Genomic DNA, 26,267 nt, shown 5'->3' with positions numbered 1-26,267 from the left:
CTTCGGTGTCGATGCCGTCGGCCGGGCCGGCGACGTCAGAACCTCGCGGTCACGCCGACGAACAGCTTGCGGCCCAGGAGGTCGTAGGTGGGGTACGAGTTGGGCGACCCCGTCTGCGAGATGCGGTTGTTCACCAGCGGCGGATCCTGGTCGAGCAGGTTGTTGATCCCGCCTCGCAGGGCGAACTTCTCGTTGATGTTCCAGATCGCCGAGACGTCCAGGTAGCTGCGCTGCGGCAGCTTGGGGTTGAACGGGTTCGTCGCGTTCTGCCCGATCGTGGGTTCGTTCGTGTCCTGCTCGTACGTCATCGAATGGATGTACCGCCAGGTGAGCGAGGCGGTGACGTCCCAGGGCGTCGTCCAGGTCATCCGCAGTGTGTGCCGCCAGCGCGGATTCAGGGTCTGGCACTGGGCGCCGAAGAGGCCCGCGCAGTCGTAAGCGTCGTCCCCGGGCAGCGGCGTGGTGGTGTTCTTGATGAGGTACGTGCCGGCAAGGTTCAGCGACACGCTGCCCCAGCCTTCGAGGCCCCAGTCTTCGATCGGCAGGACGTAGCTCGCCTGCACGTCCACGCCTGAGTTGGTGCCGGCCCCGACGTTGATGTTGGAACCGTTGATGTAGCCTCCCGCGCCCACCGTGGTGCCGAACAGGATGCCGTTCTGGGCCCGCACGATCTGGCTGCAGAAGCTGGGGTCGCCGGACTGCAGGCAGCGGGTCAGCGTGACGCCCAGGGGGATGGCCCCGATGATGTCGGTCAGCTTGATGTGGTAGTAGTCGACGCTGGCCGTGAACCCCCGGATGAACGCGGGCCGCGCCGTGACGCCGACCGAGAAGGTCTTCGCCGTTTCCGGGCCGAGCGCCGGGTTGCCGCCGTTCAGCACCGCGCACTGGCCCGACGGGCACTGCGGGATGTTCAGATACTGGGCCGCCGTGATGCCGGTGTTCAGGCATTGCTGCAGCGTGGCCGGGTTCACGGCGCCGGCGGCGCACGGGTCCTCGCCCACCTGGCTCGTGTTGGTCACGGCCTGCGGGGTGTAGAGTTCCAGGATGGACGGCGCGCGGATCGCCTTCTGGTAGGAGCCGCGGAACGTGAAGTCCCTCACGGGCGCCCAGGAAAGGCCGGCCTTCCAGGTCTCGGCCTGGATCCCGGTCGAGTAGTCCGAGTAGCGGAAGCCGACCTCGGCGGTGAGATCGTCCGCGAAGGCCATGCCCTGTACGAGGGGAATGCGGGCCTCGCCGAAGCCTTCCAGCACGCGCAGGCTGTTGTCGATCGGCGTGGACGCGCCGCCGGCCCCGGAAAGATCGCCCGAGAGCAGGGCGGAATCGGGCGCGTACTCGAGATGGTCGCGGCGGTGGTGGAAGCCGAAGGCCACGCCCACGCCGTCTTCGGCCCATGGCGACTTCACGCCGTAGTCGCCCAGGTCGCCGGTGATCGTGCCTTCGACAATGCGCTCGGCGATCGAGCCCCTCGCGGTGCCCTCGATGTCGAGATACGCCAGGGCCGCGTCGGTGACGCCGCCGTCGCGGAAGATGTTGTAGGGAACGCAGCCGCCGCCCGAGATGCAGACCGGGCCATTCGGCCCCTGGACGACCTGCAGCGCGTTCTGCAGCCGCTGGATCGACAGGTAGTTCTCCGAGGCGTTGGAGAGCGAGGTGTAATAGTACGAGCCGTACAGGTCGTACTTCCACGAGCCAGCGATCTCGCCCCGGCCTCCGAACACCGCGCGGTAGTTCGTGTGCTCATAGACCTGGTTTCGCCCGCCGCCTTCGATGTTGCGGCGGCCGATCAGCAGGTCGACGCTGGCGCCCGACGCGATCATCGCCGGCGTACAGCCCAGCACGCCCTGCTGCTGCCCGCTCAGGAACGGGTTGTTGCAGTTGACGAGGAAGCCGCCGTTCGGCGAGGCGCCGCTGCCCTGGAACAGGCCGGTGGGCGCGATCAGCACGTCGGTCCGGTCCCGCATGAAGCCGAAGTCGCCGTAGAACTCGAGGTGCCGGTTGACCTCGTAGCGCGCCAGGAAGCCCGCCGTGTAGCGCGTGCCCTTGTGCAGCAGGTAGGCGAAGTCGTTGGAGTTGAAGAGCGGAGGGGGCGTGGTGTTGGCCGTGGCGCTCCAGGGGACGAAGGTGTTGCCCACGACCGCGACCTGAGTGGGCGCGCCGGGCAGGTTGAACCCACCGCCGAGAGCCCGCACGTACTGGTTCGAATTGGGCGAGCCCGCGCAGCTGACAGTCCCGTTGGGGTTCAGCACGATCTGGCAGGCCGAGAAGTCGCGCTTGGACTGCGTGACCGGATCCTGGTCGTGATAGGTGAAGTAGCCGGTGACGTTGCCTCGACCCTCGTCAAGGTTCGCGCCCATGATGATCGAAAGATCGCGGGACTTGCCGTCCCAGCGGTTCTTCTTGGGTTGGGCGATGCCGCGGGCGGCGAGCAGGCCCTGAGCGAACTCGTTGTGCTGCTCGTGCTGGTACACGCCCCACTGGGCGTCGATCTCCACGCCCTCGAAGTCGCGCTTCATGATGAAGTTGACGACCCCGGCGACCGCGTCCGAGCCATAGGTGGCTGAGGCGCCGCCGGTCAGCACGTCGACCCGCTCGATCAGCTGCGACGGAATCTGGTTCAGGTCGGGCGAGGGGTTCGGATTCCCGGTATCGGGGTCGCCGATGCCCAGACGCCGCCCGTCGACCAGGACCAGCGTCCGCTGCTGGCCCAGGCCGCGGAGGTCGACGGTGGCGGTGCCGCCAGGCCCGGACAACGGGTTCGAGGTGGTGGAGAAGCCGGTCTGGCTGTTCTGGCTGACCTGAGGCAGCTGGTTCAGGATGTCGGCGGTAACGGGTCGACCGCCCAGCGTGACCTCCTGCGCGCCGACGACCTGGACGGGACTGACGCTGTCGAGGTTCGGCGAGGGAATCCGCGTCCCGGTGACGACCACCTCCGCAACCTCGTCCCCGGCCGCCTGCGCCTGGGCCTGACCGGCGCCGAGCGCCACTCCACAGATCATCGATGACGCCAGCAGGCGTGCGCGCATGCTCTTGATGTTCAAGGTCAAAATCCTCCAACGGCCGGCGGCGCAACGCGCGCGCCGGGCCGATCCCCACATGAAAGCCGGCCCCCGGACACGGCCGGGGGCGCCCGACCGCGCGAACAGCGCCGCCTGGAGGAAAACTATTGTCGCGCTCAGCTTGGCTTTACTGAATTTGTCTTATGCGAGACATGAGACAGCTTCATGTGTCGCCGGGCGCACATGGCATCGCGCCGAGGCCTGCCATCCTATTTAGCTTTATTACTCAATGACGTATTCGCCCTCTCGCGAGGTCGGAGTCCGACGTCGGCGAGATCTGGCGCACGCCAGGGTCGCCATACGTTGCTGGAAGAATGTTGCAAAAAGAGAACAGCGCTCGGCGCGGAATACAATTGTCACATGCATGTGACACATGAAGGCGGCTCATGGGAAGTATGACGACAAGTCGTCACAGTCTCTGATCTTTCCAGGCTAAAGTCATCGGGCATCGGAGCTCTCGGCGTCCGGTCGATTGCAGGAAGAGGCTGATATGACCGCCATCGCCTTCGAATTCGCCACGGGCGCCGCGTTCCCGCGCCCCGCCGCGCCGGCGCATGCGCCCCGGGTCCTCTGGATCGATTCGGACGCCGCGGCCGTGGAGCCGGGCGCCGACATGCTGCGGCGGCACGGCTTCGAGGTCTCGCGCGCCGAGAGCGCCGCGGAAGCCCAGCCCATGCTCGACGCCGCCGGCGCCGACCTGGTGATCCTGGAGACCGCCCTGCCCGACGCCGACGGCCTGACGCTGTGCCGCCGGCTCTCCGAGGCGGAGACGGCCCCCGTGCTCGTGGTGGCGAAGGCCGCGGACACCCTGGACCGCGTCGCCGGCCTCGAGTTCGGCGCCGACGACGTGATGCCCAAGCCCACCCACCCGCTGGAGCTGCTGGCCCGCGTGCGCGCGCTGCTTCGGCGGGCGGCGCGGCAGGCCCGCGGGCAGGCCGAAGGCGCGCTGCAGACGTGGCGGTTCGACGCGGAGCTCGGCTACGTGACCGCCCCCTCCGGCCGCACCGTCCGGCTGAGCCCGGCCGACGCCGCCCTTCTCCGCGTGCTCGTGGCCCGGCCGGGCGAGGTGCTGCGCCGCGAGGCCCTGGTGACCCTGCTGCACGGCGAGGGCGGGACGGCGGGCGGCCGGTCGATCGACGCGCGCGTCGCGCGCCTGCGCCGCACGCTCGCGACGTGCGACGGCGCGGGCGAGATGATCAAGACGCTGCGGGGCGGCGGCTATCTCTTCCAGGCCCAGGTCATGGCCCGCAGCGGGCTGGCCGCCGCCTGACCGTCCGGAAGAAGAAGATCGGCAAGAAGAAGGATGGTGCCGCCAGGGTGACTCGAACACCCGACCTACGCATTACGAATGCGCCGCTCTACCGGCTGAGCTATGGCGGCTCCTGTCCGGGACGGGGCTTTTACCCGCAAGGTCACGATTTGCAAAGCGTCAGGCGCGCGCGCCAGTAGTCGTCCAGGGCGCGGACGAACGCCGCATGGGTCCAGCCGCCCGCGGCCGCGAGGGCCCCGGCCCGCATCGCCCCGGCCTCAGGACCCTGCGCCTCGGCCAGCTCCACGGCCCGGACCAGCGCGTGGGCGGTCGCCTCGCAGTCGTCCTCGCCGACCCAGAGGCCGTTGTCCGCATTGGCGTACTCGCGGGCGCCCACGCCCGTGAAGCCGGCGATCAGGCAACCGCTCGCCATGGCTTCGGCGATGGTCAGGCTCATGCCCTCGAGCCGTGCGAGGCTGAGGAACACGGAGGCGGACGCCAGGGCGGACGCCGTCTCGGCCTCGGTGCGGCCGTCGATCAGCGCCCAGCGGTAGTCGCAGCCGGGGCGCAGGCGGGCGTACAGGTGGCGGATCACCCTCAGCTCGTTGCGGCGCTTGCGCGGCGTGCACGCGATGACGCGCGCCTTGGCCGCCGGACGGAATAGGCGCTCGTCGGCGAAGGCCGGGACGGTCGCCACCTCGTCGTGATCGACGTAGCGGCGGACCCAGGCCGCAACCCCGTCGCTGCAGGCCATGAAGGTGCGGTAGGCGGCGGCGCGCTCCGGGGGAATGGCGGGCAGGCCCAACACCGACGAATAGGGGTTCTGCACGAAGACGACCTTGGCGTTGGGCAGGGCGGCTGCGGCGTTCAGCTCGGCCGCGGCGTCATCAGGGAACACCAGGATGTCGTCGGGCCGGGGCTCGCCCGAGGCGCGCTCGACCGGCGCCTCGTGGCGGAACCACCTCGGCAGCGCTCCTGACGGCGGCGCGCGCACCACGGCGTCGAAGCCCAGGGCGGCCAGGGCCTCCACGTGACGGAAGGCCATCTTGTTGCCCCCGCTCGGAAACTCGGGATTGGGGACGAGGTAGACGATCCGGGGCACGCGCAACGCCTCCCAGGCGCACGGCGCGGCGGACGGGTCCGGCGCGCACTTGGGTTACGCGAAAGGGGCGCGATCGCGTCGCGACGCTACCGATAGCCGTCAGGATCGCGGCAACGCAACGGCGGCGTCACGCGGCGGCGCTTCTGGGGCCCAGAGCCGCGGCCCCAGCCAGGCCACCGCGATCCCGGCCGCGACGCAGACGACGCAGAGCGTCACCATGATCCAGAACACGGGCCCCATCAGCGGCCGGAGCCGCGCATCGTCAGGATCGGGCCGTGCGGCCTCCGGGGGCTCGGGCGGGATCATGCTGCCGGCTCAGGGCCGCCGGTCGATCAGGTTGAGCAGAGCCGCCTCGAGCGGGAACGGCGGGAACGCCTTGGCGGCCATGGGCGTGCGCGCCAGCGGCTTCACCACCGCCTTGGACAGCCCCAGCGCCCGCAGGCGGGGCGCGGGATGCGCCTTCAGCACCTTGGCCAGCACCTGCGAGGCGCGCGGGCTGTGCAGCAGGACGGCGTCGCAGCGGGCGAGGTCCTCGGCCTCTGCCGCCTCCAGCGCCACCGGGGCGGTCTCGTAGAGGATCAGCCGGCGCGCCTCGACGCCGTGCTTCTCCAGGGAGCCGGCCAGGTCGCCTGCCGGCTCGGCCGCGCCCGGGTGCAGCACCGCCCCGCGCAGTTCGCCGCGGCGCACCGCGATGCCCTCGGCCAGGGCCTCCACGTCGCCGTCCGCCGAGAGCACCGACCGGAAGCCCGCGCTGCGCGCCGCCTGCGCCGTGGCGGCGCCCACGGCGAAGACCTTGAGGCTGCGCTCGCCGCTGGCGTCGGCGAAGGCGCGGACGCCGTTGGCGCTGGTGAAGGCGAGCGCCGCGACGCCGCGCAGGTCGACCTCGACATCCGGCAGGACCTTCACCGCCAGCAGCGGGGCCACGACGGCGTCGTGACCCAGCGCGCGCACGCGCTCGGCCGTGACGTCGGCGCCGGGCTGGGCGCGGGTGATCCAGATCCTCTGCCTTCGGGCCATGTGGCGGGGTCTCTTGTCCGGCGGCGCCGGGGGCGGGAGCGACGATGCGGCCACCCGCTCCGGTCTTCAATCCCCGGATCGCCACACGGGCCAAGATCGCCGCCGAGCGTGGCCGTTGGGCGACGGCGCCCCGTCAGAGGACGATGGCGTCGCCCCCGTCGGCCTTCACCGCCGCGCCGAGCGAGGCGCCCAGGTCGCGGGCGGACGCCATCGGATCGGACAGCTGCGAGAGTTCGGACGCGCCGACGTGGCGGAACCGCGCCGTGCCGCCGGGGGACAGGGCCTCGACGACGAGGTTGAGCGTGCCGCCGCTCAGCCACGCGTGGGCGCCGACCGGCGTCTTGCACGAGCCCTCCAGCGCGGTCAGGGCGCCCCGCTCGGCGGCGACGCAGAGCGTGGTGGTCTCGCACACCAGCCCCGCGACCCAGGGCTTGTCGCGGTCGGCTTCGCGGGTCTCGACGGCGAGGGCCCCCTGGCCCGGCGCCGGCGGCGACTCCACGGGGTCGATCAGGCTCTTCACCTCGCCGTCCAGGCCCAGCCGGCGAAGGCCCGCGTAGGCCAGCAGGATGGCGTCCGCCTCGCCCGCGGCGAGCTTGGCCAGCCGGGTGTCCACATTGCCCCGCAGCATCTGGACGTCGAGGTCGGGCCTGCGGTGCAGGCACTGGGCCTGGCGTCGCAGGCTGGCGGTGCCCAGCCGCGCGCCCTGCGGCAGATCTTCCAGGCGCTCGGGCCCGCGGCTCAGGAAGGCGTCGCGCGGATCCTCGCGCTCGGGCACGGCCGCGATGCACAGGCCCTCGGGGAGCAGCGCCGGCATGTCCTTCATCGAGTGGATCGCGCAGTCGATCCGGCCCTCGAGCATGGCCTCCTCGATCTCCTTGGTGAAGAGCCCCTTCCCGCCGATCTCGAGCAGGCGGCGATCCTGCACCCGGTCGCCGGTGGTGGTGATGACGATGAGGGGGGCGACGGCCTCCACCTCGGCAGGGTTGGCGGGATCGGCCCCGAGCAGCGCGGCGATGCGGCGCTGCATGTGGCCGGCCTGGGCGAGGCTGAGCTTCGACCCGCGGGCCCCGATACGGACGACAGGTTGCGTGGCCACGGGCGGCAGTCTACCTCGGAACGAAATCTGACGTGGGCTGCTACAGGAGCCGCCCGCCCCCGGCAACCGGATGACCACGCTTCCACCCGCCACCCAGACCGTCCTCGGCCTCGAAACGAGCTGCGACGAGACCGCCGCGGCCGTGGTGCGCCGCCATGCGGACGGCCGCGTCGAGGTGCTGAGCTCGGTGGTCGGCAGCCAGATCGCCGCGCACGCGCCGTTCGGGGGCGTGGTGCCCGAGATCGCCGCGCGCGCGCATGTTGAGTCGATCCAGGCCATCGCCGAGGCGGCGCTGCGCGAGGCGGCCCTCGCCTACGGCGACCTCACCGGCGTCGCGGCGACGGCGGGACCCGGCCTGGTGGGCGGCGTCATGGTGGGCCTCTCGTTCGGCAAGGCCGTGGCGCTGGCCCGAGGGCTGCCCCTCGTCGCGGTGAACCACCTGGAGGGCCACGCCGTCTCGGCGCGGCTCGCGGCCGACCTGCCCTACCCGTTCCTGCTCCTGCTGGTCTCGGGCGGGCACTGCCAGCTTCTCAGCGTGGAGGGCATCGGCGCGTGCCGCCGGCTGGGGTCCACGATCGACGACGCCGCCGGGGAAGCGTTCGACAAGATCGCCAAGGCCCTGGGCCTGCCCTACCCCGGCGGTCCGGCGCTGGAGCGGCTGGCCGAGGGCGGCGACCCCGCGGCCTACGAGCTGCCGCGGATGCTGCTCGGCCGCAAGGACTGCGACTTCTCGTTCTCGGGGCTGAAGACCGCGGCCGCGCGGCTGGCCGAAGGCGCCACGACGCCGGCGCAGCGCCGCGACCTCGCCGCGGCCGTGCAGGCGGCGATCGCCGGCCAGCTCGCCGAACGGTCGGACCGCGCCATGAAGCTCTATGCCGCGGAGCACGCCGGCTCGGGCCTGCGCTTCGTGGTGGCGGGCGGCGTGGCCGCCAACGGGACCGTCCGGGCGCGGCTGCAGGCCGCCGCCGCCGCGAACGGCTTCGCGTTCGCCGCGCCGCCGCTGGCCTACTGCACCGACAACGCCGCCATGATCGCCCTGGCCGGGGCCGAGCGGTTGGCGGCCGGACTGTCCGACCCGCTGGACGCCGTGGCGCGGCCGCGCTGGCCGCTCGACGAGGTCGCGGCGGCGGCGGCGCCGACCCACAAGGCCGGCCGCAAGGGGGCCAAGGCATGACCGGCGCGCTCGACCGCGTGGGGGTGATCGGCGGCGGCGCCTGGGGCACGGCCCTGGCGCAGGTGTGCGGCCGGGCGGGCCGCGGGGTGACGCTCTGGGCGCGCGAGCCCGAGGTGGTCGAAGCCGTGAACATGCGGCACGAGAACGGGGTCTTCCTGCCCGGCGTCCCGCTCGACCCGATGATCCGGGCGACGGGCGAGATGTCCGCGCTGGCGGACAGCGATTTCATCCTGGCGGTGGCGCCGGCCCAGCACACCCGCGCCGCGCTGTCGGCCTTCGCGCCCCACGCACGGCCGGGCCTGCCGATCGTGCTCTGCTCGAAGGGCGTCGAGCAGGGCTCGCTGAAGCTGATGACCGAGGTGCTGGCCGAGACGGTCCCGCAGGCCGCGGCCGCCGTGCTGTCGGGGCCCAGCTTCGCCGGCGAGGTGGCGCGGGGCCTGCCGACCGCGGTGACCCTGGCCTGCGCCGACGAAGCCCTGGGCTGGGCGCTGGCCGAGGCGATCGCCACGCCGACCTTCCGGCCCTACCTCGCCGGCGATCTGACCGGAGCCGAGGCCGGGGGCGCGGTGAAGAACGTGCTCGCCATCGCCTGCGGCATCTCGGAGGGCCGCGGCCTTGGCCGCTCGGCCCACGCGTCCCTGATCACCCGCGGATTCTCGGAACTCACGCGGCTGGCGATCGCCCTGGGCGGCCACGCCGAGACCGTCGCGGGCCTCTGCGGCCTGGGCGACCTGGTGCTGACGTGCTCCAGCCCGCAGTCGCGGAACATGAGCGTCGGACTGGCGCTCGGCGGCGGCCAGACGCTGGAGCAGGCGCTGGCCGGAAAGCTCTCTGTGGCGGAAGGCGTGGCGTCGGCGCCCGCGGTGCGCGACCTGGCGCGCCGCCTGGGGGTCGAGACGCCGATCTGCGAGGCCGTGGCCGCGATCCTGGCGGGCGAAGTCGGCGTGGACGACGCGATCCGAGGCCTGCTGGCCCGCCCCCTGCGCGAGGAGACGTGAATGCCGCTGTTCCTGCTCACCTGTATCGACAAGCCCGATTCGCTGAACGTCCGGATGGGCGCGCGCGAGGCGCACCTCGCCTACGTCCGCCAACGGCTGGACCAGGTGAAGATCGGCGGCCCGCTCCTCGACGACGCCGGCGACATGGCCGGCTCGATGCTGATCCTGGACCTGCCGGACCTGGCCGCCGCCGAGGCGTTCACGCGCGACGATCCCTACGCCCTGGCCGGCCTGTTCGAGCGGGTGGAGATCCGCCCGTTCCGCGTCACCGTTGGCCAGCTCTGAGCCTGCCAATCCCGCCCGTCCGCCGGCCGGCGTGCGGCTGTGCGCCCTCGACGAGATCGGCGACCCGGGCGGCAAGTCCTTCCGCTTCCGAGAGGGCGATCGGCTGTTCGCCGGCTTCGTGCTCCGCCAGGGCGACGGGGCTGCGGGCTTCGTGGATTCGTGTCCGCACGCGGGCTGGCCGCTCGCGCCCCTCGACGACCGCTACCTGACGCGCGACCAGCGCCACATCCTGTGCGCCGGCCATGGCGCGCTGTTCACCCTGGACGGACTCTGCGTGTCCGGCCCCTGCCATGGTCAGCGCATCGCGCCCTGGCCGGTCGAGGTGCGCGACGGCGAGGTCTGGACCGTCTAGAGCCTAAAGCGAGAGCTTGGGCGCTTTCGATCCCACTCGTGGGGACGCGCTCTGACGCCGGCCGTCAGGGCTTCGCGGCGCGCTCCCTCGCGATTTCGGCCAGCGCCGCCTCGGCCCGGCCGACGGCGGCGGCGTCGTTGCGGTTGCGCGCCTCGATGAGCTGGCCCGTGGCTTCCATCTCCCGCACCGGCAGCAGGTGGCTCGCGTCGGCCGGCTTGAAGGGAAGCGTCTGGATCTTCGCCAGCACCGCCCGCTGGCGCGCCGCTTCGGGCGTCTCGCCGACGCCATAGCCGAAGATGAAGTCGTCGATCTGCTTCCGGAGCGCCGGATCCAGGTCCTTGCGCCGGACGATCGGATCCTCGGGGATCCTGGGCGAGCGCCAGACGATCTCCACGGACGAAAGCGTGCGACGCGCGATGTCCGTGTCCAGGAGCTGAAGCCGCTCCATCGAGGCGGTGTTGTTGGTGGCGGCGTCGAGCAGGCCGCCGGACACGGAGAAGAGGTTGGTTTCGTGGTTGGCCGAGCGGACGGTCTTGAAGCACGCGGCCGGGTCGATCTTCCGCGGCGCGAAGAGGTAGGTCATCGGCGCGAGCGTGCCCGACGTGGACTTGGGATCGCCCATGCCGAACGAAAGGCTTCGGTCGCATTTCAGGATGTCGTCGAGGGTCCGTCCCGACCCCTTCTTCACGATGATCACCGCCTCGTAGCCGTCGACCCCATTCGGGTTGACCGACCGGGCGAAGACCTCGCCGCCGGCCCGGCGCACGGCCTCGAGGCCCGACTGGTTGGTGAACCAGCCGAGGTCGGTCTGCTTGAACCGCATGGCCTCGACCAGCGCGGTGTAGTTGGAGCCGTAGTACGCCTTCACCGGCCGGCCGAGGGCCTTGGACATGTCGGCCAGGAAGGGCGCCCAGTCGGCTTCGGCGCTGGCCTGGCTCTCGGCCGAGAGGATCGAGAAGACGATCTCCTTGCGGTCGGCCTCCTTGGGCGCGGCGCAGCCCGCGAGCGCGGCGCAGGCGGCGGCCAGGCCCAGGATCGTTCTGCGGTTCATTTCGTCTCCAGCGGCGGCAGCCGAAAGCCCACCACCTCGCGGGCGGCCCGATTCACGCCGAACATGACGCCGCTTTGGCTGGGGTCAAAGACGATCGCCTGGCCGGGGACCGGAATTCCCACCGTCGCCACCAGCTTCAGGACGCCGCCGCCCGGAGGCGCCTCCATCACATAGAGCTCCGGACGGTCGTGGCCGGTCACATAGAGCCGCCCGTCGGGCCCCAGGGCGCCGCCCGAATTGCTGTAGGGCGCAAAGCGGCCGAGGACCTCGGGCGGAAACGTCCAGCGCGCCGCCTCGCGCCACCCGTCGTCGAAGCGGACGACGGTGGTGGCGCGGTGATCGCGGCCCGGCTCTCCTCCGCGCCCGTCGTAGTTGGCGAACCCCGCCCACCATCCGCCGCCGTGGCGGTCAACCCAGGTGAGCGATCCCGGCGCGCCCGGCAGCGGGATCGTACGCAGGTGGCGCAGCGTGGCAGGGTCGAAGACCTCGACCTGCGAGGTCATCGGGACCTTGGGATAGTTCGAGGCCGCGCAGACCAGCTCGGCGCCGATGACGGCGCAGGAATTCATGTGCGGGAACTTCGCCGGGTCGCCGCGGAATTCGCCCAGGCGCGCGCCGGTCTTCCGGTCGTACCGGGCGATGACCGAGTTATCGACGGCGTAGATCGACCGGGCGTCCACCGCCACGCCCTGGTCGGCCTCGGGCGCGGGCAGGCGGGTCAGCGCCACGGCGGCGGCCAGCAGGACTTCAAGCACGGGACAGTCCGGGCCGGCCCGCCTCGACGACGAAGGTCGCCAGGTCGCGGACGGGCGAGGACGGCACGAACGCATTGTCCACCGCCCGGAAGGTGACCCGGCAATCCCGGGCGGTGAGCTCCACCCGGCCGTAGCCGCGGCGCTGGCCCTCGGCGAACTTGAGGTGCGGATTGCGCGCCACGCTGGCGGCGAGGCTATCGTTCGCCGCGCCCAGCGAGCTGATCGAGCCGCCGACGAACTCGCTGGCGAGCGGCGCATCGCCCGGCCGCAGGGCCAGGTCGCCGGCGAAGAAGCAGTGGATGTCGCCGCCGAGCGCCACGGGGTTCGGCGTCTTCGCGTCGCGCCAGGTCTCCAGCACGCGCCGCCGGGTCTGGGCGTAGCCGTCCCAGCCGTCGTTCGAGACGCGGCCGTCCTCCAGCCTGAGCTCGCCCATCAGGTACTGCTGGGCCAGAACGTTCCACCGCGCGGGGCTGTCCTTGGCCCGGCCCTCCAGCCAGCGCTCCTGAGTCCGTCCCAGCAACGAGCGGGAGGCGGCCGTCCGGTCGGGACAGTCGTAGGGGATGCGCTTCTCGTCCGAGACCGCCTCGCAGGTGCGACGATCCCGGTACTGGCGGGTGTCGAGGAAGTTCAGCCGGGCCAGGCTTCCCCAGTCCAGCGACCGGTAGAGCTGCAGGTCCGGGCCCACCGGGACCTGCTTCCGGCGGAGCGGCATGTTCTCGTAGTAGGCCTGGTAGGCGGCGGCGCGGCGGCGAAGAAACGCCTTCGGGTCGGGGTTGCTGCGGTCCTGGTCGCGGCCGTAGTCGTTGACCACCTCGTGGTCGTCCCAGATCACCATCCAGGGCGCCGCGGCATGGGCGGCCTGCAGGTCGCCGTCGGCCCGGTACCAGGCGTGCCGCAGGCGGTAGCCTTCGAGGTCGACCGGCTCGTGCGGCGGGTGCGCCCGCAGCGCGCCCGCCTTGGCGGCCTGCTCGTAGATGTAGTCGCCGAGGAAGAGCACCAGGTCGGGCGTCTCGGCGGCGATGCCGGCGTGCGCGGACCAGAAGCCGGCCTCGAACTTCTGGCACGAGCCGTAGGCGAGCCGGAGCCGCTCGACCGGCGCCCCCGCCGCCGGGGCCGTGCGGGTGCGGCCCACGGGGCTCTGGTGGCCCGCGGCGGTGAAGCGGTACCAGTATTCCCGATCCGGCCGCAGCCCGCCCACCTCCACATGCACGGCGTGGCCGGCCTCCCAGGCGGCGATCGCCTGGCCCCTGCGCGCGACGCGCGTCAGGCCGGCGTCCTCGGCCACCAGCCACTCGACGATGACCGGCGCCCGGCCCATCCCGAAGCCGGGCTCGCGCGGCCGCGGCGCGATGCGCGTCCAGAGGACCACGCCGTCGGCCGTCGGATCGCCCGAGGCCACGCCGAGCCCGAACGGATACTCGGCCATCCGCGTCTGGGCGATCGCCGAGGTCCACGCGCCCGGCATGAGCGCCGCCCCCGCGAGCCACGCGGCCTGGCGCAGCAGATGGCGTCGGTCGGTCACCATCGGGCCTGCACGCCCACGTAGTAGGTCCGCTTGTAGCGTTCGTAGTTGGTCAGCCAGTCCTCGCGGCCGCCCTGGTACTCGCGCAGCTTCTCGTCGGTCAGGTTCTGCAGGTCCACGTACACCTCGACGCGATCGCTCAGGGCATAGCTTACCTTCGCGTTCAGGCGGCGATAGTCGTCATCGAAGGTGTCGGCGTCGAGATTGCCGCCGATCGACTGCGGCGCCTTGCCGGTGTGGTGGTAGGAGAGCGCGGCCTCGATCGGGCCCTTCTGGTAGAAGAGCTGGGCGCCCCACAGGAGGTCGGACTGGCCGATGAAGGGCAGCTCGCCGCGGCCCGGGACGGTCAGTTCCGAGTCGGTCAGGGTGACGTTCGCCGCCAGCCCGAACCCGCCCCACAGGCCGGGCAGGAAGGTGAACTGCTGCTGGTACTGCACTTCGAGACCGCGGATCTCGCCCCGCTCGGCGTTCCGGGGCTGCGTGTAGAAGAGGCGGCTGAAGGTGCGGCCGTCGAGCTGCACGCCGGTCCGCGTCTCCCGGAAGCTGAAGATCGGATCGTCGATGCGCTTCAGGAAGGCGCCCGCGGAAAGCAGCCCGCCGGGCGCGAAGTACCATTCGACGGAGAGGTCGAAGTTCTCGGACCGGAACGGGTCCAGGTCGACGTTGCCTTCCGAGAGCTCGCCGTCGAGCGTTCCGTCCGGGTTGGTCACCACGGTGAGCAGGCCGCCCGGCCGGAGCTGCGGGTACTGCGGTCGGCCCAGCGTATGGGTGTAGGCGGCGCGGACGATGACGTCTTCCGCCGGCGTCCAGCGCAGGTGCACGTTCGGCAGGAAGTCGCTGTACTCGCCGCTGCGCCGGACGGGCGTGACCACGCCGCCGCTGAGGCGGAAGCCGCGGATGTCGGTCTCGGTGGACTCGACCCGCCATCCGGCCAGGACGGTCACCGCGCCGAGGTCGATGTTCGCCATCGCGTAGCCGGCCGCCACGCGCTCGGTCAGGCTGTAGTCGCTGAGCGTGTCGTTGGACAGGCTGGTGGCGTTGTTGCGGACGATCCTGGGGCCGTTCAGGTTCTGCGCGGTGAACGCCTTGATCGCATCCTCGTCGATCACGAAGCGGTTCGCGTAGTCGGCCTCGCCCAGCGAGACCGCCATGTCGGGCCCCCGCAGGCCGAAGTCGGCCAGGGTGAACCGGTTGGCAGCGGCCGCGGCGCGCTCGAACAGGTCGGTGCGGCCGTCGAACTTCTTGTCGGTCTCGCGCAGCTTGAACCCGACCTTCAGGAAGCTCTCGGTCCCCATGTCGAGGTCGCGGCGCAGGTCGAAGCGGGCGGCCTTGTTCGTCTCCTCGCCGCTCTCGTCCTGCGCGGTGTACTGGCGGAAGCCCAGGTCGCTGGCGGCCAGGCTGCGCGGCGTGGCGGTGTAGAGCAGCGGGCCCATGTCGAAGTCGACCGTGGCGGCGCCGCCCCGGAACAGCCAGAGCTGGTTGGGCTCGATCAGCTCATTGTAGCCCCAGGAGACGTCGTACTCGACCCGCCAGGGCCCGCGGACATGCCAGGCGCCCAGCTGGAAGGTGGAGAGCGACTTCTCCTTGTATTCCGTGCGCAGGTCCTGCCGCGCCTCGACGTTGCGCGCGACGCCGGTCGTCCCGTCCGGGTTGAGGGTGACGTTGGCGAGGTTGGACGCGAAATCCAGCCGGAACCGCTGGCGGTACTCGTTCTCGGTGAAGCGCGAATACAGGCCGCGGAAGAACACGCGGTCGTCGTCGCTCGGCCGCCACTCCACGGCGCCGCTGACACCGATCCGCTCGCGCTCGAGCGTGTAGTTCGTGAACTTGAGGTTGATAGGCAGGCCGCCGCGGGCGACGCCGGGCACGGTGCGCCAGTCGTCCGGGAAGAGGCCGTCCGAACGGTAGTCGCGGTACGAGTAGCTGACGCCCAGCAGCGCGCCCCAGTCGCCGCGGACCATGCCGAGGGTCACGTCGCCCTGGACGGGCGTCTTCTCGTTGAATTCCTGGTAGCCGACCTGGGCCGAGACCTGGGCCGTGAGGTTCTTGCCGGAATCGAAGGGGGATCGGGTGACGAGGTTGATGGTCCCGCCGATGCCCTGGGCGTCGCGGTCCGGCGTCACCGCCTTCAGCACCTCGAGGCGCCCGAGCAGCTGCCCGCTGACGATGTCCAGCGGCAGGGCGCGGCTGTCGCCGTCCGGGTTGCCCACCTCGACGCCGTTCAGCGTCACGTTGTTGAGCGTCGAGGGCGTGCCGCGGATCGAGACATAGCGGCCCTCGCCCTGGTCGTAGGCGACGCCGACGCCGGGCAACCGCTCGAGGTTCTCGGCCACGTTCTTGTCGGCCAGCCGCCCGATGTCGTCGGCCGCGATCGCGTCGACGACGCCGAGCGCCTCCCGCTTGGTCTCGATCGCCAGCTGCTGCGAGGCGCGCTGGCCGGTCACCACCAGCTCCTCGACCACCTCCTGGGCGAGAGCCGGCGAAGCGGCGAGCGCAGCGCCCAGCGCCGCTCCGCTCACGGTGCAAATCCAGCGCGTCATGGACATCCCCTTCTGACCTGAGGCAGCCGCTTAGGCGGCCCGCGTGTCAGTCGCGCTGCGGTTCGACGATGGTCCCGTGACGATTCATTGCGCTTGAGCGTCCGGCCCATGGGCTGTAGGCCGCGCAGCCATGCTGCAAGGACTTTCCCACCAGGCCCGCGAGGCCCGGAGCTGGCCGTTCGAGCAGGCGCGCCTGCTCCTGGACCGCGTCACCCGCCTGCGCCTGTCGGACGCCGAGCGCGACCTGGCCGCCACGATGTTCGGCGAGGGCAAGTACCTGGAGGCCGTCGCCGCCCTGCCCGCGCTGGCGAAGCCGGTGGTGTTCCAGTGCGGCTACGGCGCCTCGGGCCTCCCCCACCTGGGGACGTTCGGCGAGGCGACCCGGCCGACCATCGTGCGCAACGCCTTCCGGGCGCTGACCGAGGACGCCATCCCCACGACCCTGATCGTCTTCTCCGACGACATGGACGGGTTCCGGAAGATCCCCGACAACGTGCCAAACCGGGAGATGCTGGAGGAGGATCGCGACAAGCCGGTGACGTCGGTGCGCGACCCGTTCGGCGAGTACGAGAGCTTCGGGGCGCACAACAACGCCCGCCTGCGCGCCTTCCTGGACGGCTTCGGCTTCGACTACACCTTCATGAGCTCGACCGAGACCTACAGGTCCGGCCGGTTCGATGACGTCCTGCTGCGCATCCTGGCGCGGTTCGACAAGGTCCAGTCGATCATGCTGCCGACCCTGGGCGAGGAGCGGCGGGCGACCTATTCGCCGTTCCTGCCGATCAGCCCGAAGTCCGGCCGCGTGCTGCAGGTCCCGACCCTGGAGCGGCATGTCGAGCGGGGCACGATCGTCTTCCGGGACGAGGACGGCGAGCTCACCGAGGTCCCCGTCACCGGCGGCCACGTGAAGCTGCAGTGGCGGCCCGACTGGGCGGCGCGCTGGACGGCGCTGGAGGTGGACTTCGAGGCGTCGGGCAAGGACCTGGTGGACTCCGTGCGGGTCTCGAACCGGGTGTGCCAGGCGCTGGGCGGGACGCCGCCCGAGGCGTTCCACTACGAGCTCTTCATGGACGAGAACAACACGAAGATTTCGAAGTCCAAGGGCAACGGCCTGACCATGGAGGAATGGCTGCGCTACGGCACCCCCGAGAGTCTGACCTACTACATGTACCAGTCGCCGAAGTCGGCGAAGCGGCTGTTCTTCGACGTGATCCCGAAGGCGACCGACGAGTACCTGCAGCAGCTCGACGCGCTGAACCGCAAGAAGGCCGAGGGCGACAACGCGGCGCAGCTCGACAACCCGGCCTGGCACGTGCACGGCGGCCACCCGCCCGGCAGGGGTTCGCCGGTGAGCTTCTCGCTGCTTCTGAACCTGGTCTCGGCGGCCGACGCTTCGACCAAGGACCTGCTCTGGGCCTTCATCGGCCGGTACCTGCCGGGCGCGACGCCGGCGAGCGAGCCGCTGCTCGACAAGCTCGCGGGCTACGCGATCAACTACTACGAGGACTTCGTGAAGCCGGCGAAGCGGTTCCGCGCGCCGACCGCGCAGGAGCACGCGGCCATGCAGGCGCTCGTGGACAAGCTTCGCGCGCTGCCGGCGGGGGCGGACGCCGAAGCGATCCAGAACGAGGTGTTCGAGGTGGGCAAGGCCGCCGGCTTCGAACCGCTGCGCCTTTGGTTCGCCGCGCTCTACGAGGTGCTGCTGGGGCAGAGCCAGGGGCCGCGCTTCGGCAGCTTCGTCGCCATCTTCGGCGTCGACCGGACCATCGAGCTGATCGAGCGGGCCCTGGCCGGAGAGCTCGTCGCGGGCTGAGCCGCGCCGTTCAGTCCTCGTCCGAGCCGATCGGCATGCCGGGCGGCGCCTCCGGCCGCCGTTTGGGCTGGGCCAGGACACGCGCCAGCTCGTCCCTGTCGGTCAGCAGGGCCGCCAGCGTCAGGCGGTGCGCGCGCTCCGAGGCGTCGGCGCCCGGGGCGGCCTTCAGGCGCGCCGCGAGGTCCGAGAGGCGGTGGCCGATCTCGGCCTTGGCCGCCGGGGCCACATCGGGACGGCGCGCGGCCGCGGCAAGCTCGAGGGCCGTCCGGGTCTGGACCCGGCGCGCGATCTCGGCGTACCGCCCGGAGGCGGGCGCAAAGGCCTGCGTCAGCAGCCGGTCCACGACCTCGCCCGGGCCCGGCTGGGCCGGATCGCGGCGGCGCTGGTCCACGAGGCGGGTGAGACGCTCGGGCGCCAGCAGGTTGTCCAAGACCAGGCCGGCCGCCACGTCGGCCGCCGAAAGGCTGTCGAACACCGGGCCGCCCGCGCCGTCGAAGACCTCGATCTGGTACTGGCGGTCGGTGTCGCCGGACTGGCCCGAGGACAGCAGGGGGATCAGCGCCTCGGGCGTGTCCAGCGCCTCCGGGGCCATGGCGGCGAGCAGGCCGGCGAGCGCCGCGCGCTGCCGGTCGGCCGGAACGACCGCCGCCGTCGCCGAGGCGTCGCCCTTCACCGCGTAGCTGAAGTCCACGCCGCCCAGCACCTTGGCCGCCGCCTCGAGCTGGTAGCGGTGCAGCAGGTAGATCGGCGCGTACTTGCGCTTCAGCGCCTGCGCCGCCTCGCCCGGGCGCAGCGCCTGTGGGCCGAAGCCGGCGATCGCCGCGCGACGCACGGTCATCACCCGCGCCAGTTCGGCCACCGGATCGGCGCCGTCGTCCCAGATGGCGCCGTGGGGCTGGCCCGAGCCGATCGGCCGGGCGTCGTTGTCGGCGGTGTAGCGCAGGGTGGCGGCGGCCTTGCGGGCCTTGGCCTCGGGATCGCCGTCGCCGTAGAGCCAGTCGACGATGAACCGGTCCCACGCGCCGACCCCGACGCCATAGGCGTCCGACAGGTCGATCCTGCCATCCGTCAGCTTCACCCGCGGCGCGGGGTAATCCATCACCGAGGCGCGGTCCTGCGACGAGGCGGCGAAGTTGTGCGCGAAGCCGAGCGAATGGCCGACTTCGTGGGCCGAAAGCTGGCGCAGGCGGGCGAGCGACACCTGGATCGGATCGTTCGGTCCGCCCTTGCCGCTCTCGGCCGCGCCGACCAGGCCCTCGAAGATCAGCATGTCCTGCCGGACGCGGAGCGACCCCAGCAGCACCGAGCCCTTGACGATCTCGCCGGTGCGCGGGTCGGTCACCGCCTGGCCGTAAGACCACCCGCGGGTCGCGCGGTTCACCCAGTTGATGACGTTGTAGCGGACGTCCAGCGGGTCCGCGCCCTCGGGCAGGACCTCGACGCGGTAGGCGTCCTTGAAGCCGGCCGCCTCGAACGCGGCCGCCCACCACCGGACGCCCTCCACCAGGGCGGTGCGGACGGGCTCGGGCGCCGCGCGGTCGACGTAGAAGACGATCGGCTTCCTGACCGGCGAGACGGCGGCCGCCGGGTCGGTCTTCTCCAGCCGGAAGCGGCGCGCATAGCGCTGGACGATGTCGCGGTCGAGCGGGGCCGCATAGTCCATCACGAGGCCGTCGAAGGCCCCGGACCGCGGGTCGAAGGGGCGCGGCGTGTAGCCCGGCTCGGGAAGCTTCACCAGGCTGTGCCGCACGGCCAGCGTCACCAGCCGCGGGTCCGGCGCGATGTTGCGGACCTCGGGCCCGGGCGTCTCGGAGGCGAAGGTCTGGAGCGCCTCGAACTCCACGTTCTCGGGAAAGACCCTGACCGCGGAAGGATCGGCCACCGACAGCTCCGCTACCGGCTTGAAGCCGGCTTCCCCGCCCTGCTTCAGGGCGTCGGCGATGCCGATCACGTCGCGGGTGAGAAAGCCGGACAGGTCGACCAGAAGCCGGCCGTCGGCCAGGGTCTGCTCGATCTTCCCCTGCCAGACCACCGACGTGGCGAAGGCCTCGCGCGCGGCGGCCTGTTCGGCTTCGGGCGCCCCGGCGGCGCGGAAGCGGGGGTTCTCGAACTCGGCCAGCACCCGCGGGCCCACGCGACGGAAGGCGAGGACCTGGGTGTCGCCCAGGCGCGCGCGGTCGAGTCCGACGGGCGCGGACCCCAGGCCGGTCCTCAAAGCCGTCACATAGAGGTAGCGGCCCGCGACCCCGTCGGGACCGGGCGCGGGCAGGGCCGCCAGGATCCGGCCCTTGGCCGCATCGACATAGATCGGGACCAGGCCCTCCTGCCGGGTCAGGCCCGCCAGGGCGTCCGGCGGAGGCGCAGGACGGGCCGCCAGCGCGGGCGTGGACCAGGTGAGAACCGCGGCCGCCGTGGCCGCCAACCAGAAACGCTTCAACTCGGATCCCCCGGCCGTTCGAGGTCGAGCCTAGCGGCCGGGCGCCCGCGTCGCCAGAGCGTCATCCATCCTGCGCAGCTTCGCCACGTTCCCGTCCGACTTGCGAGGCACAATCGCCCTCCGCGGCATCCCCAGGCCCGCGATCAGGGGCATGAGTTGCTCGTTTCGGGTCGTTGACGCGGCGAGTCTCCCTTGACGTAAACGGAAAGCCGCGTAGGGTTTGTTATCAACGATAATACGAGGGAGGCCACCAATGCCCATGGACCTGCGTCGTCCGCTGCGGACCTACACGATCCGCCAGCTCTGCCTCGAGTTCAAATGCACCCCGCGCGCCCTGCGCTTCTACGAGGACAAGGGCCTGCTGAACCCGGCGCGCGACGGGATGAACCGCGTCTATTCCTACCGCGACCGCGCCCGGCTGCAGCTGATCCTGCGCGGCAAGCGCGTCGGCCTCTCCCTCTCCGAGATCGGCGAGATTCTGGATCTCTACGAAGCCGACGACACGGGCGCCCAGCAGGCCGCCAAGAGCCTGCGGAAGTTCAAAGAGCGGATCGTCGCGCTCGAGCAGCAGAAGACCGACATCGACGATGCGATCGCCCAGCTGCAGGCCGGGATCACCGAGATGGAGCGCCGCCTTTCGGCCACGCGCCCCGATCTTCTGCCGCGCGCCGAGGCCTACGACCAGACGATGCGCCGCCAGCTCGACGGCGTGGAGGCGTAGGCCCGCTTCCCAGGCTCGTCCCGGCGATCGCCGGGAGCCCGATGGCGAACCGCGAGCGCGGGTTCTATAACGCTCGCGGCGCATCCCGGCCGGACCCGGCCTGAGACCTGGGTCCCGGCCGTCGTCGGGATGAGCGGAGGGAAGTTCTGAGCATGACCTACCAGGCCCCCGTGCGGGACTATGTCTTCCTGCTGCGCGACGTGCTGCAGCTGGAGCGCTACGCCAACCTGCCGGCCTTCGCCGACGCCTCGATCGACACGGTCGAGGCCATCCTGGACGAGGCGGGGAAGTTCACCTCCGAGGTGCTCGCGCCGCTGAACGGGGTGGGCGACAAGGAGGGCTGCGCCTGGAGCCCGGACTTCAGCGTCACGACCCCCGCCGGCTTCAAGGACGCCTACCGCCAGTTCGTCGAGGCGGGCTGGCCCGCGCTGGGCTCGGACCCCGCCTACGGAGGCCAGGGCCTGCCGCACGTGGTCAACATGGCCGTTTCCGAGATGACGTCGGGCGCCAACATGGCCTTCGCCATGTACCCGGGCCTGACCCACGGGGCCTATTCGGCGATCCACGTGGGCGGCTCGCAGGCGCAGAAGGACCTCTACCTGCCCAAGCTGGCCTCGTTCGAGTGGGCCGGCACCATGAACCTCACCGAGCCCCACTGCGGCACCGACCTCGGCCTCCTCAGGACCAAGGCGGTTCCCCAGGCTGACGGGACCTACCGCATCTCGGGCCAGAAGATCTGGATTTCGGGCGGCGAGCAGGACCTGACCGAGAACATCGTCCACCTGGTCCTGGCGCGGATCGAAGGCGCGCCGGCCGGCGTCCGGGGCATCAGCCTCTTCATCGTGCCGAAGTTCATCCCGGACGCCGAGGGCAAGCCGGGCGTGCGCAACTCGGTGAAGTGCCTGGGCCTGGAAGAGAAGATGGGCATCCACGGCAACGCCACCTGCGTGATCAGCCACGAGGAGGCCACCGGCTGGCTGATCGGCGAGGAGAACCAGGGCCTGCGCCTGATGTTCGTGATGATGAACGAGGCGCGGCTGGGCGTGGGGCTGCAGGGCGTGGCCCAGGCCGAGGCCGCCTACCAGGCGGCGGCGGCGTTCGCGAAGGAACGCCTGCAGGGGCGCTCGCTCACGGGCCCCAAGAACGCCGACGGCCCGGCCGATCCGATCATCGTCCACCCCGACGTGCGGCGGATGCTGATGGACATGCGCGCCATCGTGGAAGGGGGGCGCGCGTTCATGGCCTGGACGGCGCTGCACGGCGACCTGGCGCACGCCAGCCCGGACGAGGCCGCGCAGCAGAAGGGCCGCGACTACATGGCCCTGATGACGCCGGTGGTGAAGGCGTTCCTCACCGACCGCGGCTTCCAGGTCTGCTCCGACGCCATGCAGGTGCACGGCGGCTCGGGCTTCACCGAGCACTTCCCGGCCAGCCAGTACCTGCGCGACGTGCGCATCGCCCTGATCTACGAGGGCACCAACGGCGTCCAGGCGCTGGACCTGGTGGGCCGAAAGCTGGCGGCCGACGGCGGGCGCGGCGTGATGAGCTTCTTCGCCGAACTCGACGCCTTCACGGCCGCCGAGACGGCCGCGGAGATGAAGCCGTTCACCGAGGGCCTCGCCAAGGCCAAGGCCGAGCTGCAGGAGGCCACCATGTGGCTGATGCAGAACGGGCTCGCCAATCCCGACAACGCCGGCGCCGCGTCGACCGACTACCTCCACCTCTTCGGCCTGACCGCGTTGGCCTACATGTGGGCGCTGCAGGCCAAGGCGGCGCTGGCCAGGATCGCCGCCGGCGACGCCGACCCGTTCTACGCCAACAAGCTGGTCATCGGCCGCTACTACGTCGAGCGCGTCCTGCCCGAGACGTCGAGCCGGCTGGCCAAGCTGAGGACCGGCTCGGAGCTTCTCATGACGCTGCCGGCCGAGGCGTTCTAGGTCCGGCGATGGCGACCTATCGCGCCACCGTCGAGTGGACCCTGAAGGACGGCGAGGACTTCGCCAATGGCCGCTACAGCCGCGGGCACACGGTGAGCTTCGCCGAGCACGTGGTTCCGGCCACCGCCTCGCGCCATGTGGTCGGCAAGTGGGCCGCGCCGGGGGCGGTCGACCCGGAGGAGATGCTGGTGGCGTCGATCTCCAACTGCCACATGCTGACCTTCCTCCATCGCGCGCGCCTGGCCGGGTTCGTGGTCACCCGCTACCGGGACGCCGCCGAGGGGGTGATGGAGAAGAATGCGGACGGCCGCATGGCCGTGACCCGGGTGACGCTCCGCCCAAAGATCGCCTACGAGGGCGCGCGCCCGACCCCGCAGCAACGCGACCAGTTGCACCACGAGGCGCACGAGGAGTGCTTCATCGCCAACTCGGTGACGTGCGAGATCGTGGTGGAGGAAGCGGCGCTCGATTAGTTCGTATTTTGTTCTTGACGGCCCTCCGGCTTCGCCTAAGGTCAAGCTTGCTTGCGAGGGAGGACGTCGTGGGATTCAGCGGGAGTTGGGCCGCCGTGCAGGGTGCGCCGCGCGACGGGGTGCTGGCCGCCCTGGGCCTCGAGCCATCGGGTCAGAGCGACGCTTTCCCGGACTTTCGCGTCTGCCTGGGCGAGTTGCCCGGCGGCTGGCTGCTCCTCTGGTACGATCGCGACCTCAGCACGGCGTTCGAGGCGGCCCGCGACCTGTCCCGCCTGGGCCCGGCCCTGGCCTGCGCGATCGAGGAGCACGTGATGTTCCAGGAGGCGCGGGGCTACGCCGACGGCGCCGAGGTGTGGCGCGTGACCCACGATCCCAATAGAGGCGGAACCCTCTACCATCTCGAGACCGACGGCGCGCCGCCTGCCGAGCTCGCCAGGATTCACGCCGACCTGAAGGCCCAACAGGACGCCGAGGGCGGCGAGACGGCCGGCGTCGACCTCATCTGTGACGTGCCGCTCGAACTGGCCAGGTCGATCTGCGGCTTCAAGCACGACCTGGATCCGCCCGACGGCGTCGTCTTCGAAGAACTCCGCCAGGCGAAGCGCGCGACGGGAACGTCCAGGCCCGGCTTCTTCGCGCGGTTGTTCGGAGCCCGTTAGCGACAGGCCGCGACAGAGCGTCCTCCCCCGCCCGTCCGACGGCCGTCTCCGCAGTCGCTCGCTCGAATCGCGGAGGACGCGGAGAAGACCGCGGAGTCCGCGCGCCGCCGCACCTTCCTCTCCCGCAAGCGGGAGAGGGGGACCGCCCGCCGAAGAGCGGGTGGTGGAGAGGGCAAGCGGCAAGCACAGCGCGGAGGACGACGTTCGCGACGCCAACGCGGTGATGGCCGCGTGGGGTCGCGACTTCCCAGGTCTAGCGGTCGTTCATCGCCCCGAGCCTGACCCGCCTGAGCTAGCCGCGCTCGTCGAGGGCCTAAGCCGCGCTGGCATCGCATTCACGCGCATACCAAACCCGGTCGATGCGCAGTATGTGTGTCGCCTTAGCATTGGTCCGATTGGGGCATCTTCGGCACAGGCATCACCCGCTGACTTGCCGGGGCAACCGGAATCGGGGCGAGCAGGCGGCTGAGGCGTTCGTCCAGCGCAGCGAGGTCCCTGAGCTGGCACTCCCAGATCACCTCCACCCGCCAGCCGGACGCGGCCAGCGCCTCGGCGCTGCGGGCGTCGCGCGCGGCGTTCCGGCCAACCTTGGCCACCCAGTAGTCGCGGTTCTGCTTCGGGACCCGCGCGCCGCGCGGGCAGTCGTGGCCGTGCCAGAAGCAGCCGTGGACGAAGATCGCCAGCCGCCGGCCGGGCAGGACGACGTCGGGCGCGCCCGGCAGGTCCTTGCGATGCAGCCGGTAGCGCGCGCCAAGCCGCGTGAGCGCGCGGCGGACGACGAGCTCGGGCGAGGTGTCGCGCCCCTTCACCCGCCGCATGACGGCCGAGCGCTTGGCGGGATCGAAGACGTCGGTCACGGCCGCAGGGCCTTCGGCGAGGGCCCGAGCCGGAAGCTGCCCGCCAGCACACGGGCGGCGTGGCGGCGCAGACCCGGCGCCTGCGACAGCGGGGCGAAGATGTGGTTGCGGAACCATGGCCAGAACCGGCTGCTCGATTGAAACAGCGGTGTCAGGAGACGGGACAGCAGCTGATAGGGCGCCGTCTGGAGGCGGCGAGCGAACTGGTAGCCCGCGACCTGGGTAGGACGTTCGACCCGCTCGGCGAGCTCGACCCCATCCAGCAGCGCGAGGTTGGCCCCCTGGCCGAGCTGCGGACTGGTCCCATGAGCCGCGTCGCCGATCATGACCACGGCGCCGCGATGCCAGCGCCCGAACGCGACGTCGCGATAGATGGCCCGCGAAAAGCCTTGGGGGGTCAATTGCGACAGGACCGGCTGGGCTTCAGGCCACATCCGCGCAACGCGGTCGCGCCAGGGCTCGAACGCGTCGCCGAAGGCGTCCATCCCGGAGACCGGCAGCGACCAGAAGAAGCTCACCTGCGGCGGCTGGCGGGCGCTGTCCCGGCCGACAGGCAGAATTCCGATCATCACGGACGCGGCGTCGTATCGCTGATGCAGCCGGCCCGCATACTGCCCGTCGGGGTCCTCGGCGTTGGCCCACACCGCCCCCCAGGGATAGACCGGCGCGCGGGCGCGGGGATGGATGATCGATCGAAGCCGCGAGGCCGACCCGTCCGCCGCCACCACAAGGTCGAAGGGGCCGTAGGTCTGGCCCTGCGCGTCCCGCAGGCGCGGCGCGTCGAAGTCATCGACCGCGGCGATCGCCGTGCCGGCCTGTAGCGCGACCCCCGCATCCTGCGCGGCGTCGTGCAGGACCCCGAACAAGCTGGACCTCTGCACGCCGACGCCGAACGCGCCGGTCCGCCAGCGCGAATAGCGCATGTCCATGATCGCCCGGCCGGAGAGGTCGCGCCCGTCGAGATGGTCGATGCGGGCCCCGCGCGCCAGCACCGCCTCATGCAGGCCCAGCCGACGAAGAGCCGCGAGGCCCGACGGCTGCAGGAGCAACCCAGACCCGACGGGACGGGGCGTCTCGAACGCGTCGAAGAGGCGGACCTTGCAGCCCTTGCGCGCCAGGGCGACCGCCGCCGTCAGTCCGGCGACGCCGCATCCGACGACCCCGACCCGCAGG

The 26,267-nt window shown here is 71.5% G+C and carries 22 protein-coding genes and 1 tRNA gene; 10 read left to right on the top strand and 13 right to left on the bottom strand.

Annotation, left to right across the window (positions count from 1 at the left end; translation table 11 throughout):
* Positions 1–35: 35 nt before the first annotated feature.
* The gene (locus AC2D8W_RS12585) at positions 36–3,038 is read right to left on the bottom strand and encodes a TonB-dependent receptor domain-containing protein (protein WP_484671817.1); all 3,003 of its coding nucleotides are present in this window, start codon (positions 3,036–3,038) and stop codon (positions 36–38) included.
* A 508-nt stretch (positions 3,039–3,546) separates the two neighbouring features.
* Between AC2D8W_RS12585 and AC2D8W_RS12580 the strand changes: the two genes are divergently transcribed.
* Positions 3,547–4,326 carry a response regulator transcription factor gene (locus AC2D8W_RS12580; RefSeq protein ID WP_484671816.1) on the top strand — a complete coding sequence of 260 codons (780 nt, stop codon included), beginning with the start codon at positions 3,547–3,549 and terminating at the stop codon, positions 4,324–4,326.
* 34 nt (positions 4,327–4,360) lie between these two features.
* On the opposite strand, the gene AC2D8W_RS12575 is transcribed toward AC2D8W_RS12580, so the two are convergent.
* The 5 genes from AC2D8W_RS12575 to hemC all read right to left on the bottom strand — a co-directional run bounded on the left by AC2D8W_RS12575 (position 4,361) and on the right by hemC (position 7,520).
* Positions 4,361–4,436 (bottom strand) — tRNA-Thr (locus AC2D8W_RS12575).
* 32 nt (positions 4,437–4,468) lie between these two features.
* Positions 4,469–5,407 carry a glycosyltransferase gene (locus AC2D8W_RS12570; protein ID WP_484671815.1) on the bottom strand — a complete coding sequence of 313 codons (939 nt, stop codon included), beginning with the start codon at positions 5,405–5,407 and terminating at the stop codon, positions 4,469–4,471.
* Positions 5,408–5,506: 99 nt separating this feature from the next.
* Positions 5,507–5,713 carry a hypothetical protein gene (locus AC2D8W_RS12565; RefSeq protein WP_484671814.1) on the bottom strand — a complete coding sequence of 69 codons (207 nt, stop codon included), beginning with the start codon at positions 5,711–5,713 and terminating at the stop codon, positions 5,507–5,509.
* A gap of 9 nt (positions 5,714–5,722) precedes the next feature.
* Positions 5,723–6,424 (bottom strand): uroporphyrinogen-III synthase, encoded by a 702-nt coding sequence (locus AC2D8W_RS12560; RefSeq protein WP_293481272.1) that lies wholly within the window; start codon positions 6,422–6,424, stop codon positions 5,723–5,725.
* Between the two features lie 133 nt (positions 6,425–6,557).
* Positions 6,558–7,520: a hydroxymethylbilane synthase gene (gene hemC, locus AC2D8W_RS12555; RefSeq protein WP_293481271.1), complete on the bottom strand. Its 963-nt coding sequence runs from the start codon at positions 7,518–7,520 to the stop codon at positions 6,558–6,560.
* Positions 7,521–7,590: 70 nt separating this feature from the next.
* Between hemC and tsaD the strand changes: the two genes are divergently transcribed.
* Genes tsaD through AC2D8W_RS12535 form a run of 4 tightly spaced genes read left to right on the top strand, consistent with a single transcriptional unit; the run spans position 7,591 to position 10,329 of the window.
* Complete coding sequence (tsaD, locus tag AC2D8W_RS12550) at positions 7,591–8,694, top strand: tRNA (adenosine(37)-N6)-threonylcarbamoyltransferase complex transferase subunit TsaD (RefSeq protein WP_484671813.1); 1,104 nt, start codon at positions 7,591–7,593, stop codon at positions 8,692–8,694.
* Positions 8,691–9,692, top strand: a complete 1,002-nt coding sequence (locus AC2D8W_RS12545) for an NAD(P)H-dependent glycerol-3-phosphate dehydrogenase (protein ID WP_484671812.1) — start codon at positions 8,691–8,693, stop codon at positions 9,690–9,692. The genes tsaD and AC2D8W_RS12545 overlap by 4 nt, the downstream gene beginning before the upstream one ends.
* Entirely contained in the window at positions 9,693–9,977 is a 285-nt protein-coding gene (locus AC2D8W_RS12540; protein ID WP_484671811.1) for a YciI family protein, read from the top strand. It begins immediately after the preceding gene.
* Complete coding sequence (locus tag AC2D8W_RS12535) at positions 9,964–10,329, top strand: Rieske (2Fe-2S) protein (RefSeq protein ID WP_484671810.1); 366 nt, start codon at positions 9,964–9,966, stop codon at positions 10,327–10,329. The genes AC2D8W_RS12540 and AC2D8W_RS12535 overlap by 14 nt, the downstream gene beginning before the upstream one ends.
* 64 nt (positions 10,330–10,393) lie before the next feature.
* Here the strand turns inward: AC2D8W_RS12535 and phnD are convergent, their stop codons facing one another.
* Genes phnD through AC2D8W_RS12515 form a run of 4 tightly spaced genes read right to left on the bottom strand, consistent with a single transcriptional unit; the run spans position 10,394 to position 16,197 of the window.
* Positions 10,394–11,380 carry a phosphate/phosphite/phosphonate ABC transporter substrate-binding protein gene (phnD, locus tag AC2D8W_RS12530; RefSeq protein ID WP_484671809.1) on the bottom strand — a complete coding sequence of 329 codons (987 nt, stop codon included), beginning with the start codon at positions 11,378–11,380 and terminating at the stop codon, positions 10,394–10,396.
* Complete coding sequence (locus tag AC2D8W_RS12525; RefSeq protein WP_293481265.1) at positions 11,377–12,135, bottom strand: hypothetical protein; 759 nt, start codon at positions 12,133–12,135, stop codon at positions 11,377–11,379. The genes phnD and AC2D8W_RS12525 overlap by 4 nt, the downstream gene beginning before the upstream one ends.
* Positions 12,128–13,660 (bottom strand): alkaline phosphatase D family protein, encoded by a 1,533-nt coding sequence (locus AC2D8W_RS12520; RefSeq protein WP_484671808.1) that lies wholly within the window; start codon positions 13,658–13,660, stop codon positions 12,128–12,130. Before AC2D8W_RS12520 ends, AC2D8W_RS12525 begins: the two co-directional genes overlap by 8 nt.
* Complete coding sequence (locus AC2D8W_RS12515) at positions 13,654–16,197, bottom strand: TonB-dependent receptor (protein WP_484671807.1); 2,544 nt, start codon at positions 16,195–16,197, stop codon at positions 13,654–13,656. Before AC2D8W_RS12515 ends, AC2D8W_RS12520 begins: the two co-directional genes overlap by 7 nt.
* A gap of 130 nt (positions 16,198–16,327) precedes the next feature.
* Between AC2D8W_RS12515 and AC2D8W_RS12510 the strand changes: the two genes are divergently transcribed.
* Entirely contained in the window at positions 16,328–18,010 is a 1,683-nt protein-coding gene (locus AC2D8W_RS12510; RefSeq protein WP_484671806.1) for a lysine--tRNA ligase, read from the top strand.
* A gap of 10 nt (positions 18,011–18,020) precedes the next feature.
* Here the strand turns inward: AC2D8W_RS12510 and AC2D8W_RS12505 are convergent, their stop codons facing one another.
* Entirely contained in the window at positions 18,021–20,447 is a 2,427-nt protein-coding gene (locus tag AC2D8W_RS12505; RefSeq protein ID WP_484671805.1) for a zinc-dependent metalloprotease, read from the bottom strand.
* Positions 20,448–20,700: 253 nt separating this feature from the next.
* On the opposite strand from AC2D8W_RS12505, the gene AC2D8W_RS12500 reads away from it, so the two are divergent.
* The 4 genes from AC2D8W_RS12500 (at position 20,701) to AC2D8W_RS12485 (ending at position 24,237) form a co-directional block, all read left to right on the top strand.
* Positions 20,701–21,168, top strand: a complete 468-nt coding sequence (locus AC2D8W_RS12500; RefSeq protein ID WP_293481260.1) for a MerR family transcriptional regulator — start codon at positions 20,701–20,703, stop codon at positions 21,166–21,168.
* A gap of 152 nt (positions 21,169–21,320) precedes the next feature.
* Positions 21,321–23,105, top strand: coding sequence for an acyl-CoA dehydrogenase C-terminal domain-containing protein (locus AC2D8W_RS12495; RefSeq protein WP_484671804.1), 1,785 nt, complete (start codon positions 21,321–21,323; stop codon positions 23,103–23,105).
* A gap of 8 nt (positions 23,106–23,113) precedes the next feature.
* Positions 23,114–23,578 (top strand): OsmC family protein, encoded by a 465-nt coding sequence (locus tag AC2D8W_RS12490; RefSeq protein WP_484671803.1) that lies wholly within the window; start codon positions 23,114–23,116, stop codon positions 23,576–23,578.
* A gap of 68 nt (positions 23,579–23,646) precedes the next feature.
* Complete coding sequence (locus AC2D8W_RS12485; RefSeq protein ID WP_484671802.1) at positions 23,647–24,237, top strand: hypothetical protein; 591 nt, start codon at positions 23,647–23,649, stop codon at positions 24,235–24,237.
* Positions 24,238–24,617: 380 nt separating this feature from the next.
* On the opposite strand, the gene AC2D8W_RS12480 is transcribed toward AC2D8W_RS12485, so the two are convergent.
* Positions 24,618–25,094, bottom strand: a complete 477-nt coding sequence (locus AC2D8W_RS12480; RefSeq protein ID WP_484671801.1) for a very short patch repair endonuclease — start codon at positions 25,092–25,094, stop codon at positions 24,618–24,620.
* On the bottom strand, positions 25,091–26,266 hold the full coding sequence (locus AC2D8W_RS12475; RefSeq protein ID WP_484671851.1) for an FAD-dependent oxidoreductase: 1,176 nt from the start codon (positions 26,264–26,266) through the stop codon (positions 25,091–25,093). The genes AC2D8W_RS12480 and AC2D8W_RS12475 overlap by 4 nt, the downstream gene beginning before the upstream one ends.
* Position 26,267 lies beyond the last annotated feature (1 nt).

It is taken from the genome of Phenylobacterium sp. T106 (assembly GCF_057219735.1).
The sequence above is the reverse complement of the archived record's forward strand: the minus strand, read 5'-3'. Positions and strand labels throughout refer to the sequence as shown.